This is a genomic window from Nostoc sp. NOS(2021), from assembly GCF_017115025.1.
In the GTDB taxonomy this organism is placed as follows: Bacteria; Cyanobacteriota; Cyanobacteriia; order Cyanobacteriales; family Nostocaceae; genus Nostoc.
Window position 1 is genome coordinate 1 of record NZ_JABXKM010000029.1, and the last position, 14237, is coordinate 14237.

A 14237-nucleotide genomic window follows, 5' to 3' on the forward strand; every position below is an offset into this window, starting at 1 on the left:
GAGGGGGGTTGGGGGTGGGGTTCTTGTACCTTACAAGGGCCGAGAACCGCTATAGCTTGTTTCTTAATCCCAAATCACCAGAGGGTGATTATTTTTATGGATTAGACTGTTGTCTGTTTTCCTTCACTTGGCGCAACTGTTCTACTAATTTTTGCTCAGATTCAGTAGAGGATGTAGGCTGACTACTATTGACTTTCGGCAGCAATAACGGTTCGGAAGTAGTAGCTGCCGATGAAGGCGTGGGCTGATTATTTATGATTCCCAATTCAGATAATGGTTTGAGAGTACCTGTCGGTGAGGACAAAGGCTGGTTATTTCTGATTCGCAGATCAGGTAATGGTTTAAAAGTAGCTGCTGGTGAGGGCGTAAGCTGATTGTTATTGATTCCCGGTGTAGATAATGATGAGGGCTTTTGCTCTTCAGTAGTTCCAGTAGTGTTGCTAATGTTGTTTTGGAAACGTAGGTTAAATGGATAGGAACTAATCTGTTTATCTCCCTTGGGGGATTGCTTGTTGAAGTATTGTCTTGCTTTTAATTGCAATTCCGGGGAAACTAACTTGTCTTGAAACTTGATATCTAAGACCTTGCCATCACGATCTACCACTAATACACCCAAAACAGCACCTTCAAGATTCGGCTTATTTGTGGGTAATGTTTGGCGGATGACTGGTTTTTGTTCAGCGTTGGGGTATTCTTGCTGGACTTCTTTTCTCAGGTTTGTGTAGGAGTCTAGCTGTGCAATCGCCAGTTCAGTTCCTTTTCCAGATAAACCGGGTGTCTTGAGCGTGGTTGCCCTAGTTAGGGTTAAGCTATCCCCAGCCCTTTGAGCTTGTTTGAGAGAACTTATCAGCGGGTTTTGAGCAATTCTAGACGCATCATTAGCCGGTTGCATCATCTGTGGAGTCCTATTTCCCTGTGCTGTTGCAATGGGGCTAATGTCAGATAAGTTTGGAGATTGGGCATTCCGCAGAATATCATCAGGTATTTGCTGCGACTGCAATTCTGGCAACCTATTTAGAGCCAGTGGCTTAGGTGGCTCGTATTTGGTGGTACTCTCATTCACACGAGGAACTGATGGAGAGAATTTGGCGCTGGTATTGTATTTAGAACTGTCAAATTTAGAGGCATCAAATCGCAAATTATCACTAGGAATCATCCGCAAAGACTGCCTTGTAGGCAAGGAAGAAACCCGATAGCTATTCGATGATGGGGGTAGCGGAGGCAGTACTAGCTGACTGGATGGCGCTGGTGCCAATGGGGGTAATAGAGTTTGGGCGCTAAAGTTTGGAGGAGAAAGTTGCGCTACTGGAGGCAATTGTTGTAAACCAACTTGGGGTGTGCTTTGCGGCAACCGGTTTTGGTCGGCTTGGCTAAGTTCCAAAAGTCCGACGGTTTTGGATGATGCTGTTTCTTTGGGTTTGCTAGAATCCATAGGCATCAATGGCACAATCATGGCGATCGCACCGTGGATGCCAAGAGAAGCTATAGCTGCTATCCCAATTGGCTGGCTTAAGATTTCTGGTATATTTTTAAACACGGAGACGTAAGACATAGCTGTTATCGTTCACTCGGCTCAGTTGCAGTTGACTAGCGATTTTCTCTTTTTGACTATATTGCAAGATATTGCAATATATGCGTCCCTCTAAGGGAATAATAACTTCCGATCCTGGCAATCAAAACGCCAAAATTGCCATTTCTTCAAGTTTTTAATTGCTCAATGACGCTGTATCATATCTTCCAATTTGAGCTTGCTAAAGAGATATTTGAAAAATTACTACTTTTGATTTTTTATTTTTATGACGCACACAATTAAGATTAATATCTGGGATATTTATAAATTTTAAGTGAACGCACAAGTTTGAGTACATCACAAAACCTGCTGAAGTTGCCTTGTTTTTTCTACTGTTTTCCAGTCAACTAGGCTTCTATGGCAGATGGCACACTTGCTTGTCCCAGAGTAGGCCCTATGTGAAAATACTACCACATTAGCGGCCCTTCAAACTGTTGCAAATTGTACAATTTTATTGACATTCTAGCCCTAAACCCCACGAAAGCTATTTAGGTTTTTATAAAAGGAGTCAGTCGGGCGATCGCAATTTTAGCTCTGAATCCTGACTACTTCTTCGTCAAAAAAGTTCAAACCCTCAGTCATTGCATCCAAAATTTAAAATGCCGTTACCGACAGTTATTTTGCCTGGATATCTAGAAAGCGCGATCGCTTACCGTCAACTAGAACAATCCCTACAACAGTTACATTTTCCCACGATTACAGTACCACTGCGACGACGTGACTGGCTACCCACCATTGGAGGAAGACCAGTAACACCGATTCTGCAACAACTCGATCTTACAATCAAGCAGACATTGCAGCAACATAATGCTACTCAAGTTAATTTGATTGGTCACTCAGCCGGAGGTTGGATATCCCGCATCTACATGGGAGAAAAGCCCTATTTGGTACGTGGTGATGTCAAACCATTGATCTGGGAAGCGCATCCCCTGGTTGCGACTCTGATCACCTTGGGTACACCCCATATTAGTCAAGAACGCTGGACACGCTTCAATCTGGATTTTGTCACCAATAACTACCCAGGAGCTTTTTACAAAAACGTTCGTTATGTTTGTGTCGCTGGCAAAACTATCTTTGGAGAAAGGCGGCCTGGTAGTTGGTTAGCTTACAGTAGTTACCAATTAACCTGTGGTAAGGGTAACACTTGGGGAGATGGAATCACACCCATCGAAGCTGCTCATTTGGAGGGGGCAGAAAATCTGGTGATAGAAGGTGTGAGGCATTCTCCCAGAAGTCCTGGAATTTGGTATGGTTCAGCAGAACCCTTAAAAGCTTGGGTGCAATATTTGATGTGAACTACTCCTAGTTGCCTACGGCTGAACTAGGAGCTTCTGTAATCACGGGGGAGTGCCCAAACTTAGACTTTCGTCCAAGTTTAGGACTTACCTCCCCTCCTACAGCAGAGACGGCTGAACCTTCCGCCTTTATCATTCTGATACCCTCTGCTCTAATATTTATCGCTGCGTTTCCATCACGATCATGATGAGTGCCACAATGAGGACAAGTCCACTCACGGACATCCAATGGCATCTCACTCACTTGGTAAAAACAATTAGAACAGAGTTTGGAACTGGGGAACCATCTGTCAATCTCAACTAACTTACCACCATTGCGTTCTAGCTTATAGGCTAAGAAATTAGTAAATGTTCCCCATCCTGCATCAGATATTGATTTTGCCAATTTATGATTACGTACCATGCCTTTGACATGAAGATTCTCTACTATGACAGCTTGGCTATCGCTGGCTAACTTATAAGTAAGTTTATGTAGAAAATCTTGCCGCGAATTACTAACTCGCTCGTACACCTTGGCAAGAACTTTTCTATATTTGTAGCGTGAATTACTCCCTTTGTGTTTACGTGCTAATTTTTTCTGTTTACGTTTAAGGTTTTTCTCATATTTGGCAAGGTGTTTAGGGTTATCGTATTTAGACACTTTTTCGCCGTCAGTAATGACTGCAAAGTGTTTCAACCCTAAGTCAATGCCGTAAATTTTAGCTTCTAAGGTAGCAGAGTTTGCTCCCTGTACAGACGCGATTAATCGCGTCTCTTCAGTCAGGATAGATGCAAGATATTTGCCAGAAGGTGTTCTACTTACAGTAACAGTCTTTATTATCCCCTCAATCGATCTATGTATTTTGGCTTTGACTATCCCAATATTACCGGGAAGCTTGACATCACCATCTACAATCTTGACGTTTTGAGGATATTGAACAGACTGTTTTCCAAACTTAGATTTGAACTTAGGAAATCCAGCACGTTTTGCAAAAAAGTTTTTATAAGCTGTAGTTAGGTTGAGTGTAGTAGCTTGCAAAATTTGACTATAACAATTGGCTAACCACGCCGTATCAAGAGCTTTCTTGAGTCCGGGTAAAAATGCGTTGAGTGCTACACGGCTAAGTCCCTTACCCGTCTCCTTATAAGTCTCAATAGATTTATTTAGAGCATAATTCCACCACCATCTAGCGCAACCAAAAGCCTGTGCTAGTTGAATTTGCTGATCTTGTGACGGATATAATCGGACTTGTACAACTTTGTGTAACACTTAACATCACCTCCTTTGCCTATTTGTTATAACACAAATATATATTCTGGTAAAACAGTAAAATAAAATAATTGGGGATTCGTGATACATCCCCACCTTATGAGTACATTGAAGGTGGGGACTTCCGCGACTCGTTAAAAAACTTTATCTTTTTTGGAAAATTGCAACATTTATTAATATTTCTTAGCTAAAATCGTAATAAGAATAAATACTTAGTTAAGAACAGGAGGGGTGAGCCATGCAAAGCACCCAGTTCGATCAGATTTGGCGACGAATAGCGACGATATTATCAGTCGTGATTTTGACTTTGTGCTTAATTTATGTATCTACCGGAGTTTTGCTTGCTTTTTACTATGAACCGACAGCAGGCGGAGCTTATAACTCCTTAAAGATGATTAATACACAACTGCCATACGGCTGGCTGTTTCGGAGAGCGCATGATATTGCTGGTAATGCGGTAATTGCGATCGCCTTAGTTCAAATTGTGGTGATGTTTTTAGGTCGGCAATTTCGCAAGAGTTGGCTAGCTGCTTGGATTAGCGGGATTTTGTTGACCCTAAGTGCGATCGGGCTGGATTGGACAGCGATGATTTTAGATTGGACTCAGGAAGGATACTGGCGTTTTAGCATTGAGTTGGGAACCATCGAAGCCATTCCTTTTATTGGTGGGCAACTGCGCGAGATCCTGACTGGCGGTGGAGCCATTAATACAGTTACCGTCGAACACCTTTACACAATACACAGTTATCTGATTTCGGTGGTGACGCTTATTCTTGCCATAGTAAATTTATCAGCTTTAGTGTGGCAGGAATGGCAAATGTATCAAGCTGAGTGCGAAGTTAGGAGTTAGAAGTTATTCAATTTTGGATTTGAGATTTTAGATTTTTCCTTCAATCTAAAATCCAAGTTGCGCTGTAAGCGCACCAAAGGTGCGACCCAAAATCTAAAATTGGGCAAGGGATAGGTCTTCAACCTCTGGTAACTTTTCTAGAGAGAGGGGAGTGGATTGGGTAGCACCAGATAAGCGTTTTAAAAGGCTAGGTCTGGGGTCATGTAACAGGTAAATAATGCGATCGCCAACTTCCCAATCTTGATTAGCTGGGATTACCTGTAAGCGTTGTTCTCGTTCTACCAATAGCGGTATCAACACCCCAGTCCGAATCATTTCTTGGATGTGATCATATTGAGTGGAAAATTCCAACTCATTCAGCGTGGTTGTCCCTAGTTTGACTCGCCCATCATTCAGATATTCATTCCAAGTTTTAATCGCTAAGTCTGGGATAAAAGCTTGATTAACTTTATTACTAACCGAAGTACTGGCTTGCGGATCGCGGGGGAAAACAGCTAAGACACGCGGCGGATTAAACTCCTCAGCTGCTCGTTGAGCCAAAACAAAATTCACCTCGCCATTACTTGTCATCGCCAAAAAAGTACCCATAGAGGCAAGTCCTGCCTCTTCCAAAACAGCAGCATCCAGCGCACTGCTGGCAATCACCCGGAGATTTTGCGCCTCGGCTTGCACAAGACATTGGGGGTCAGTATCAATCATGACTACGTTTTCCCCCCGTTCTTGAAAGAACCGGGCAATCAAAAGACTCAAGGGATTACAACCCACAATCACTGCCCCAGTTACATCTTTGGAGGTGATTTGCAGCCATTTAGCAACCCAGCCAGCTGTTAACCCTTGACAGACAACAGTCATGATAATTGTCAGGAATACTAGAGCTTTGATGGAATCACCGCCGTTAATGCCGCGCTGTGTCAGCGAAATCGCAAAAAAAGAAGCTACGGAGGCGGCAACAATTCCTCTAGGGGCAACCCAGCTTAAAAATAGTTTCTGTCGCCAGTTTAGGTCGCTGTTCCAGGTACACAAGAGGATATTAATCGGGCGAACGACAAACATTAATACCAAAACGGTGAATAAACTACCCCAACCCAAAGCAAAAACACTAGCAATGGATAGGTCAGCAGCTAATAAGATAAATAGCACCGAGACGCTGAGAATTGTCAGCTGACCCTTAAAGCTCCGTAATAGACGTTCTTCTGGGACTGAGGAGTTAGCAAAGACCGCTCCTGCAACTACTGTTGTCATGACTCCCGATTCACTGCGGATCATTTGCGATAAGCTAAACAGGCTCCAAAGTATCGCCAACACCACTAAGTTTTTTAGCTCGAATGACAGAAAACTGGCGCGTTTGAAAATCAAACTCATCAGATAACCGCCAGCACCACCAATTGCTCCACCAACACCCAGGCGCATCAGTAAACCGACGATCGCATTAATCGGGTCAGCATCGTCGTTCAAAATGGTATCGAGGACAACGAAGGCGAGGATAGCCCCTACAGGGTCAATTAAAACCCCTTCTCCTTCCAAAAGTGTTGCCACTTGCCGATCTACATTGATTTGTTTGAGCAAAGGGCCAACAACGGTTGGGCCTGTCACCACAACTATCGAAGCATAGAGAAAAGCTATGTTCCAGGGAAATTCACCCAGCCAGTGGGCTGCCATACTCCCACCAAGCAATGTGATCAGCGTTCCGAGACTGACAAGCAATTGCAGGCTGACTGAAACTCTGCCTAACTCTCGCAGATCCAAGTTAAGTCCGCCTTCAAACAAAATTATTGCCGTTGCTAAGGCGACAATAACTTCCAGTCCACTGCCTAGCAAATGGGGATGCAACAGTCCTAGACCATCAGAGCCAAAGAGGATGCCCAATAGCAATAACAAGACGATGCTGGGTACACGAAGGTATGCAGCCAACACCTGAGCGCTAATGCCTGCAAAGACAGCGATCGCCATCTGTAGGGTAATTTCAAAAGATGCTTCCATGTTGTAGATTTTGAGTGATTTATTTCAAAATCTTTTGTAAAAAACCGTAGATATTAACTTTACAGGGTACAACATCATACCCTTTCTCCCTTGCTGAATTTAGCGTTTTTTCGATCTGTGTATCCCCCAAAATTCCCAGTGCCGGACGCTGACGCACCCTGCGGCTTTCCGCAGAAGCATCTACGGAATTCTTTTTGTGTCTCCATGTCTTTGTATCCTTTTCAAGCTTTTGCCTCCACCCAGTTTAGCTGCCACAAACTTTTTTTGGCAAAAGCTGTTGACAAGAGCAAGGAAATTCGTTACCTTATAAAAGGTCTGAGTCCGATGCCCCCATCGTCTAGAGGCCTAGGACACCTCCCTTTCACGGAGGTAACGGGGATTCGAATTCCCCTGGGGGTACTAAAAAACAATAAAAAGCAAAAGCTTTTTTATTCCAAATCTAGGAAGCAAAACTATCATTCAGGAGGAATCCTGAATGATAGTCTAACTAGACACAACGTTCTTTGCTGGCTAACTCTCCTACACGTTGGTGAATAGCCAGAAGATTTAACTGCAAATCTTTGCTCAGGCGATTTTCAATGATTCCTACTGGCATCGTGAGTTTAGGCCAAACTTGAATTGTATAGCACAGATTTGTTCCTATATACTCACCGAGGGAATAAGGCTCTAAGCACCAGCGACCAGAAAAGCCTTTGAAATCTCCTTCTACCATGCGAAAATTAATTTCCTTGGGGAAGCATTCTTCCAGATCCAGAACTACCCGCGCCCAAAAGTTGAAATTTAGTAAGCGCTGGGAGCCTACTTGCTCCAGTCGAATTCCACCATTGGGATGCTCGATTAGACGACTCTTGGCGAGGTTGGGGAGAAAGTCAGGCAAGGCTTCATAATCTGTCAGAACCTTCCAGATTTGTTCCACTGGGTGGGGAATTTGGACTTTAGCAGTAATTCGCCGTTGCCGCTCTGCTATTTTCTCAATTTCAACTTCTACCTTAGCCGACAAAGCAACTGGATGAGTAAGTAAATCCTCCTCTAACTTGGTGTCATCAGTGGGAGACAGGAAATCAGGGTTCTCTGTGGTGTTTTGTTTTTTAGTCACTTTCAGAATTATGGTTTGCTTTCGTCAGAAAACTGAGGCAGAGTCAGGGTGAAGCAAATTTCGCTCTGCTCAGAATCCGAGATTTGGAGACTTTCAACAGCGATCGCTCCATTCAGATGCTGCACTAAAGACTTGACTAGAGCAAGTCCTAAGCCAGTTCCTGGAGTCCAGCGCCCTTTTCCACGACGGAACTTGTCAAAGATGTAGGTGGCTTCTTCTTCGGAGATGGCACGTCCTGTATTCGTCACCTTCATGATAACTTGATCTATTTGTTGATCAACTCGGTGAGCAGCTTTCAAGTGGACGATGGTATCATGCTGTGAGTATTTACAGGCATTTGTTAACAACTCTTGGAGAATGCGGTCAAAACTCTCTAGTTCAGTTTGCAGTTTTAGCGACTCCTGTGGTAAATCTACAGAAATCTTTAATCCCTTTTCTGCGAGTTTTTTCTCAAAAGATACTGCTATATCCTGGATTCTGGTATTTAAATCTATAGTTTCTAATTGTGGAGCTTCGTGAGGCGACTCTAGTTTTTGCAGTGTCAACAAGTCATTAATCAAGTTGATTTCCTTTGTACATTCCTGCTCTAGGATATCCAGATATCTAACTTGACGCTCTGGTGCTATTCCTGGCAAACGTAAATTCCGAATTGACATCAGCATGTTTGTCAAGGGATAGCGCAAGCGATCGCTCATGTTGCTCAAAAATTCATCTTTGAGTTCGTTAAGTTTCCGCAGCTGCTCAACATACTGCCGTGTTCTTTCATGCAATTTTGCCTGTAGTTCCAGACTGCTCTTGAGTTTCGCTGTCCGTTCATCTACCAAAGTTTGGACTTGACGCAATGTCTGTGACTGAATTATGGCGTTACTCACTTGAGCACAAACCATTTCCACAAGATTTAATTCTGCTGGTTGCCAACTGCGAATCACAGATTGCTGTAGCACCAAGAATCCTAAGATTTTACCTTGACTCTCTAATGGCATTAACAGTACCGCAGGCAATTCCTCTACTGCAAATAATGGAGCAGCTGTCGAGGTATAGTTTTGGTCTGTATAATCATCGAAAATTACTGGTTTTCCAGAATCCATGAAGGCACGCTGGCATAAACCACAGTCTGAAATCAAGAAAGACTGAGCTAAAGTGTCTAGTTTACTAGTGCGAGAACTTTGTGTTTCCCTAGCCCATTCACCGATCACGGTAGCTTTAGCTTTAGGAATTTGTTTTTTAGCTTGAGTCCTAAATAGTGGATCTGTATATTTTAGTAATATAAGCAAGCCCCGATCTGCCTGTAGAGATTCGGCAGTCGAGGCGATAACTAACTGGAGCATTTGATTAAGCTCCAAGTTGCTGCGACTCAATATAGTTAGTTGCTTGATCAAACTTTGATGCTGCTTGCTCTTTTGCAGGTACTGCTCTTGATGAGCAATTAGTTGAGCTTGTGCCACTCCCGAAAAAGCGATCGCGCAAGCCGACTCTACTTCTTTGAGCAATTGTTTATCTGATTCACTCCAATCATAAGGTTGGAATTTAATCAGATTAATCACCCCATTATTATTGCCACCAAATCGGGTGGGAATTGCCAAAACTGCTTTTATCGGTAGTGGCAAATATTGACAACCAATTACCAGACTGTTGTGAATCAGAGAAATGTCTTCAATAGTCAATGGTTGGGCAGCACATTGCAGCACTGGCGAGTGCATAAGCAGCTGTTCCATTGAAAACATCTCTTCTGGGTGTGGCAACCCTAAATACTCATCAGCACACCAATTAGTAGTAGTCGCTTCGTCAGATGTCTCACCCGTTACTGAAACCAAGCAGCAACAATCTACTTGAAAGACAACTCCTAGCAATTGGGCGATATCTTGCATCATCAATGCCGTCGCCGAGCTATTGACAATGATTTGGTTAATCTTTTGTACCAACTGGCGGGCAGGTTCTTCCTGATGCTGCATCAGCTTGACTTGGTAAGGTTGTAGTCGATCTATGTCATCGACGTAATGTGGCGGCGACGATAAAGGCTTTTTCATTCTTGGCACGCCCTCGGATAATAACACCATTGTTTTTGCACCCAACCTCTTGGCATATTCTTCACCGTTAGTTATGTTGGTACACCTTGATAATTGACAAATCTTGTATGAATACTTTCTCTCACCTGTTATAGCCCTTTTCTATCTCAGATGGCCAAATTACCACTGTATCAAGCAAATTGCTACACTGCCACATAAGTAATAAAATACTTAAGATATCCTATAACTGCTTCAGCTAGCTTATTTTTGACTGCTCTATGTTGAAATAATTTACTAACTCTATCTTGTCTGTAAGTATACATAAACCGTAATTTCTCTGGAATTCCAGCAAAATTGCCCTTAATATCACGTAAAATTACTTATGTTGCTTTATAAATTTTTGTGACATTTTTGTCAAAACTAGTAGGTTTGACAAGCTACTCTTTGATCTCCGTAACTCTCAGTAAAATATCAATAAAACTAAATTTTAAATGCAGCCCAATTATTAGTAATAATAACTGAGCTGCATTGCCTAAATATTAAGACTATCCAGCCAAGCTCTCGACACTCAGAGGAACCATATCGCCATTCCTCGTCAGTCCTAACAACATCGGTTGTTGGGGTTGAATTAGTTGGCCTGTGAGTACACAGCGTTCTTCTTGCTGGGCTGTGGCAGCTATGCTAGCTCGAATGTCGGATCGGGAAAATCGAGGCTTCCACTCACCTGATTTTTGCTGGACATAATTCCAAAGGATATCTCGGATCAGAGCTTGATATCCCTGATTCCCAGCTATTTCTTTGAGCTTATCTTTGAGTTCCCGCTCTAGGCGGATGCTGGTAACTTCCATATCGGTGGTTGGGGTGCGAGCGATCGTATGCATCACTTTTTCTCCTTAGAGGTATAGACAGGATAGTAATACAAGTGTAGTATGTTTAAAGGAATGTTCAATAGGTGAAATTTTCTGTGAAATCCATTTACCCCATCTCTACTTCTTTGTGCGCTACCAATTGCCGAGCCGGTTGGGAATCGGCTGCTATGGGAGTGGAGTATTTATTTATGGGCGATGGTAGCCGAAATTATGGGCAAATCACACAGGGTAATTATGATTTTAGACATCTCAGCATTAGTGCGCTGATTGCAAAACCAGAACTAGATGAACAAAGCGGGGGGTACAGGCAAAGGAATACTGTACCGATATGAGACCAGAAAATTTTCCGGTCAATTCTAACCCCCGCTTCACCGAAAACTTGAAGCGGGGGTTTTTTTATAAGGAGTTAAGCTGTGACGATATCTTCCAGGCGCGGCGCGATCGCAATGCAAGTGTTAGAGCAATCTGTGGTGGTGTTTTCTCAAAATTATTTGCCACTGTGTCAGGTCAATATCAAGCGGGCAATTGTGCTGTTAGTAACCAACAAGGCGCAACCGCTGGGTTTTACCACAGAAGGCGGATGGCGAGTTCACTCACCCAGCTTGGTAATTGATGTGCCAAAACACATTCGCTTGACAATCACTTCCAATGAGCGGATGTGGAAAGTTCCGCCAGTGAATCGGCGGGAAGTGTTGCGACGAGACCATCACAGTTGCCAATATTGCGGCAGCGGTAAACATCTAACGCTAGATCATGTGATGCCGCGATCTAAAGGCGGTTCTCACACTTGGGATAACGTAGTCGCAGCTTGTGAGAGATGTAACTCCCGTAAAGGCGATCGCACCCTGTTTGAGGCTGGTATGCAACTGCGTACCAAACCAAAAGCACCAATGCACCCCGCGATTTCTTTTGCTGAACAGTTTTGGATAGATATGCAAGGAAGCCTGGAATAACAGGAGAGCATAAGGAATGCTGAAATTAACTTACACTGAAAGTAGTTTTGATTTGGAATGTCTCACTCTGTCGCTAGAAGAATGGGTAGCGCAACGAGTGATTTTAGCCCTGCGAGTTGGGCAAAGTTTATGCATTGAACCCAGTACCGCTTCCTTTTTGCTTCCTGTTGATTTGCTAGGAGTAGAAGTACTCAGGGCTGAGGTAAAAAGAGATGACAGAGGAATTATTGCCCTCTGTGCCTGCGATACCGAATATATGGAAGTCACCCTGCGGGGTTCTTGGCTATCAGATAGTTCTAAGGATGCTGTCGGTGTGTTTGTCACCACTATGAGCGATCGCGCTGAGTTCTTTTTGCACAAACTTTGGCAGGAAGCTCAAGAAAGCAGTGCTTCTGTCGTCAGCGAATAAACGAAATGGTTGGGTAAGTAGAATTTCTCACCCTTTATGGGACTGACAAATATAGGACTTACGCAAAACTACACGCTGTAGGGGCAATTCATGAATTGCCCCTACCAGAAAATTAGGGTTTCGGCTATTGTTTGCGTAAGTCCTGAAATAAAAAAACATCTCAAATTTTCTAGTGGGATGGGTGTCCGCACTACGTGCCGCTACGCGAACACCCGTCCTATATTCAGGGCGGGCTTTCCGGCCCACCCCACAAGATGGATAATTTATTTCTTGTCAGTCCCTATTGTCCCATTTCTAGAAGTTCGGGAATTGTCACAAATCGGTAGCCTTGCTGTTTGAGTCCGCTGATGATTAGTGGCAAAGCTTCTACAGTTCTGTGGCGATCGCCACCACCATCATGCATTAAAACAATAGAACCTGGTTTCGCGCCTTTCAAGACATTATTTACAAATGCTTGCGGTTTGGCGTGAGGATCGGTATCAGCTGAAGTTACTGACCACATAATTACAGCGTCCTTCTGGCTTTTGGCGTAAGCGGCTAGTCCGTTATTTAAAAAACCTCCAGGAGGACGAAACAGAGCAGTTTTGACTCCTGTAGTTTTGTATATCAGGTCAGATGTGCGATCAATTTCATTCTTGGCTGTGGCTTCATCCATTCGCCGATACCAATGATGCCAAGTATGGTTGCCAATGGCGTGTCCCTCGGCTACTTCACGCTTGGCTAGGTCTGGATTTGCTTGCAAGGCTTGTCCTACCCAAAAGAATGTCACCTTAACATCATTTTGCTTCAGAATATCCAGCATTTCTAGGGTTGTCTTTGGCCAAGGCCCATCATCAATACCTAGAGCAATAACCTTCTCGTTGTTCCTGGGATGCACCTGATAAACTGTTTTTCCCTGAAATTTAGCTGGGACTGTAAAGGTAAGATTTTCTACTTTGGCTGATGGCGGTAGCTGGGCATTAATTTCGCCCTTTGCTGGATGATCTTGAACTTGTGCAGTATGGATTTTGCTTAAAGGCTTGTTCAACCCCGATTGTGGGGAGATGCCTGGAGCAATACTACAAGCTGTAATCGTAGAGGCGATCGCAACAACACTAATTATCTTTTGTCGCTTGAGGTAGTTGTCTGTCACGTCAGGCTTTTAAATACTCACCCAATCATAACTGTAGTTTGACTTTTCAGAGGGGTTAGCAAGTTCAAACCTAAGCACAAAAGCTTTTCTAGACAATTTCAAAAAAACTTTCTGAAACCCCTTGACACTTCTTGTAGTATTTTGTAGCATGATGTAGTGAGGCGAAAGACAAAGCTTCGCAAGGGTCAAAATCATGTTCTACATCCAACTAAAGGACAGGCGTTGGAATAAACCAAAGTCCCCAGTCAACAAAGCTGCTTTTACTTGCAAACCATCGGCAGTAGAGGCAATAAACGAAAAAAGTTCTAAGTTTGCATTCATCAAAACCACTGAATACATCCGTAATACACAACAGGCTTGCTACCTAGTGTTTCGGTTGTTTTCCTAACAGTTTCTAACAGTAAAAGCTAATTTTTCTGAACCTTGAAAACTAAATAAGAAATGGGCAAGTTCACCAAAAAAATCTGTGCCTAAAAACCTAAAAGTTTAGGCATAGATTCTAAAAAATCGGGGTGTAGCTCAACTGGCTAGAGCGTTCCGTTGTCTGCGGAAATGTTGCGGGTTCAAGTCCCGTCACCCTGGTTGTAGTCCCGTAGGCGAATAGTTTAAGCCGTCAGTCTCTCAAGCTGAAAATTGCGAGTGCGAATCTCGTCGGGACTCCCAAATGGCTGAGTAGCCAAGTGGTCGAAGGCGTCGGTCTGCAAAACCGATATCGTGAGTTCAAATCTCACCTCAGCCTTTGGTGCGATCGCAGTGTAGCTTAATTAGCAAAGCCCCAGGTTCATACCCTGGTATATGCGGGTGCAAATCCCGCCGCTGCCACCAAAT

At 43.5% G+C, this 14237-nt stretch carries 13 protein-coding genes and 5 tRNA genes; 10 read left to right on the top strand and 8 right to left on the bottom strand.

The features are described from left to right. Positions 1 to 94: 94 nt before the first annotated feature. Positions 95 to 1552: a hypothetical protein gene (locus HWQ41_RS02280; protein WP_292759621.1), complete on the bottom strand. Its 1458-nt coding sequence runs from the start codon at positions 1550 to 1552 to the stop codon at positions 95 to 97. A gap of 617 nt (positions 1553 to 2169) precedes the next feature. On the opposite strand from HWQ41_RS02280, the gene HWQ41_RS02285 reads away from it, so the two are divergent. Beyond that, on the top strand, positions 2170 to 2865 hold the full coding sequence (locus HWQ41_RS02285; RefSeq protein ID WP_292759623.1) for a lipase: 696 nt from the start codon (positions 2170 to 2172) through the stop codon (positions 2863 to 2865). Between the two features lie 7 nt (positions 2866 to 2872). Here HWQ41_RS02285 and HWQ41_RS02290 read toward each other — a convergent pair whose 3' ends face one another. Further along, positions 2873 to 4114 carry an RNA-guided endonuclease TnpB family protein gene (locus HWQ41_RS02290; RefSeq protein ID WP_292759625.1) on the bottom strand — a complete coding sequence of 414 codons (1242 nt, stop codon included), beginning with the start codon at positions 4112 to 4114 and terminating at the stop codon, positions 2873 to 2875. A gap of 238 nt (positions 4115 to 4352) precedes the next feature. Here HWQ41_RS02290 and HWQ41_RS02295 point away from each other — a divergent pair, with 238 nt between their 5' ends. Further along, positions 4353 to 4964: a cytochrome b N-terminal domain-containing protein gene (locus tag HWQ41_RS02295; protein ID WP_292759627.1), complete on the top strand. Its 612-nt coding sequence runs from the start codon at positions 4353 to 4355 to the stop codon at positions 4962 to 4964. A gap of 93 nt (positions 4965 to 5057) precedes the next feature. Here the strand turns inward: HWQ41_RS02295 and HWQ41_RS02300 are convergent, their stop codons facing one another. Next, a complete protein-coding gene (locus tag HWQ41_RS02300) occupies positions 5058 to 6944 on the bottom strand; it encodes a cation:proton antiporter (RefSeq protein WP_292759629.1) in 1887 nt (628 codons plus the stop codon). 326 nt (positions 6945 to 7270) lie between these two features. On the opposite strand from HWQ41_RS02300, the gene HWQ41_RS02305 reads away from it, so the two are divergent. Beyond that, positions 7271 to 7343, top strand: a tRNA-Glu gene (locus HWQ41_RS02305). Between the two features lie 88 nt (positions 7344 to 7431). Here HWQ41_RS02305 and HWQ41_RS02310 read toward each other — a convergent pair. The 3 genes from HWQ41_RS02310 to HWQ41_RS02320 all read right to left on the bottom strand — a co-directional run bounded on the left by HWQ41_RS02310 (position 7432) and on the right by HWQ41_RS02320 (position 10927). Next, positions 7432 to 8040 (bottom strand): SRPBCC family protein, encoded by a 609-nt coding sequence (locus tag HWQ41_RS02310; RefSeq protein ID WP_292759630.1) that lies wholly within the window; start codon positions 8038 to 8040, stop codon positions 7432 to 7434. 8 nt (positions 8041 to 8048) lie between these two features. Further along, the gene (locus tag HWQ41_RS02315) at positions 8049 to 10097 is read right to left on the bottom strand and encodes a GAF domain-containing protein (protein ID WP_292759632.1); all 2049 of its coding nucleotides are present in this window, start codon (positions 10095 to 10097) and stop codon (positions 8049 to 8051) included. A gap of 494 nt (positions 10098 to 10591) precedes the next feature. Continuing rightward, on the bottom strand, positions 10592 to 10927 hold the full coding sequence (locus HWQ41_RS02320) for a hypothetical protein (RefSeq protein ID WP_096535028.1): 336 nt from the start codon (positions 10925 to 10927) through the stop codon (positions 10592 to 10594). A gap of 71 nt (positions 10928 to 10998) precedes the next feature. Between HWQ41_RS02320 and HWQ41_RS02325 the strand changes: the two genes are divergently transcribed. The 3 genes from HWQ41_RS02325 (at position 10999) to HWQ41_RS02335 (ending at position 12277) form a co-directional block, all read left to right on the top strand. Then, positions 10999 to 11247, top strand: a complete 249-nt coding sequence (locus HWQ41_RS02325) for a hypothetical protein (protein WP_292759639.1) — start codon at positions 10999 to 11001, stop codon at positions 11245 to 11247. 114 nt (positions 11248 to 11361) lie between these two features. After that, entirely contained in the window at positions 11362 to 11868 is a 507-nt protein-coding gene (locus HWQ41_RS02330) for an HNH endonuclease (RefSeq protein WP_292759676.1), read from the top strand. A gap of 16 nt (positions 11869 to 11884) precedes the next feature. Continuing rightward, positions 11885 to 12277 carry an alr0857 family protein gene (locus HWQ41_RS02335; protein WP_292759641.1) on the top strand — a complete coding sequence of 131 codons (393 nt, stop codon included), beginning with the start codon at positions 11885 to 11887 and terminating at the stop codon, positions 12275 to 12277. Positions 12278 to 12557: 280 nt separating this feature from the next. Here HWQ41_RS02335 and HWQ41_RS02340 read toward each other — a convergent pair whose 3' ends face one another. Both HWQ41_RS02340 and HWQ41_RS02345 read right to left on the bottom strand, forming a co-directional pair. Next, the gene (locus tag HWQ41_RS02340) at positions 12558 to 13409 is read right to left on the bottom strand and encodes a polysaccharide deacetylase family protein (RefSeq protein WP_292759643.1); all 852 of its coding nucleotides are present in this window, start codon (positions 13407 to 13409) and stop codon (positions 12558 to 12560) included. A 198-nt stretch (positions 13410 to 13607) separates the two neighbouring features. Beyond that, a complete protein-coding gene (locus HWQ41_RS02345; protein ID WP_292759645.1) occupies positions 13608 to 13730 on the bottom strand; it encodes a hypothetical protein in 123 nt (40 codons plus the stop codon). Between the two features lie 187 nt (positions 13731 to 13917). Between HWQ41_RS02345 and HWQ41_RS02350 the strand changes: the two genes are divergently transcribed. The 4 genes from HWQ41_RS02350 (at position 13918) to HWQ41_RS02365 (ending at position 14234) form a co-directional block, all read left to right on the top strand. Then, positions 13918 to 13991 (top strand) — tRNA-Asp (locus HWQ41_RS02350). A 4-nt stretch (positions 13992 to 13995) separates the two neighbouring features. Further along, positions 13996 to 14072 (top strand) — tRNA-Glu (locus HWQ41_RS02355). A 3-nt stretch (positions 14073 to 14075) separates the two neighbouring features. Next, positions 14076 to 14148 (top strand) — tRNA-Cys (locus tag HWQ41_RS02360). Positions 14149 to 14158: 10 nt separating this feature from the next. Beyond that, a tRNA-Met gene (locus HWQ41_RS02365) sits at positions 14159 to 14234 on the top strand. Positions 14235 to 14237: the final 3 nt, after the last annotated feature.

Excerpts from the sequence above, each read along its gene's own strand:
- HWQ41_RS02280 (WP_292759621.1), bottom strand. The coding sequence starts at position 1,552 with ATGTCTTACGTCTCCGTGTTTAAAAATATACCAGAAATCTTAAGCCAG.
- HWQ41_RS02285 (WP_292759623.1), top strand. The coding sequence starts at position 2,170 with ATGCCGTTACCGACAGTTATTTTGCCTGGATATCTAGAAAGCGCGATC.
- HWQ41_RS02295 (WP_292759627.1), top strand. The coding sequence starts at position 4,353 with ATGCAAAGCACCCAGTTCGATCAGATTTGGCGACGAATAGCGACGATA.
- HWQ41_RS02300 (WP_292759629.1), bottom strand. The coding sequence starts at position 6,944 with ATGGAAGCATCTTTTGAAATTACCCTACAGATGGCGATCGCTGTCTTT.
- HWQ41_RS02315 (WP_292759632.1), bottom strand. The coding sequence starts at position 10,097 with ATGGTGTTATTATCCGAGGGCGTGCCAAGAATGAAAAAGCCTTTATCG.
- HWQ41_RS02320 (WP_096535028.1), bottom strand. The coding sequence starts at position 10,927 with ATGCATACGATCGCTCGCACCCCAACCACCGATATGGAAGTTACCAGC.
- HWQ41_RS02330 (WP_292759676.1), top strand. The coding sequence starts at position 11,362 with ATGCAAGTGTTAGAGCAATCTGTGGTGGTGTTTTCTCAAAATTATTTG.
- HWQ41_RS02335 (WP_292759641.1), top strand. The coding sequence starts at position 11,885 with ATGCTGAAATTAACTTACACTGAAAGTAGTTTTGATTTGGAATGTCTC.
- HWQ41_RS02345 (WP_292759645.1), bottom strand. The coding sequence starts at position 13,730 with ATGAATGCAAACTTAGAACTTTTTTCGTTTATTGCCTCTACTGCCGAT.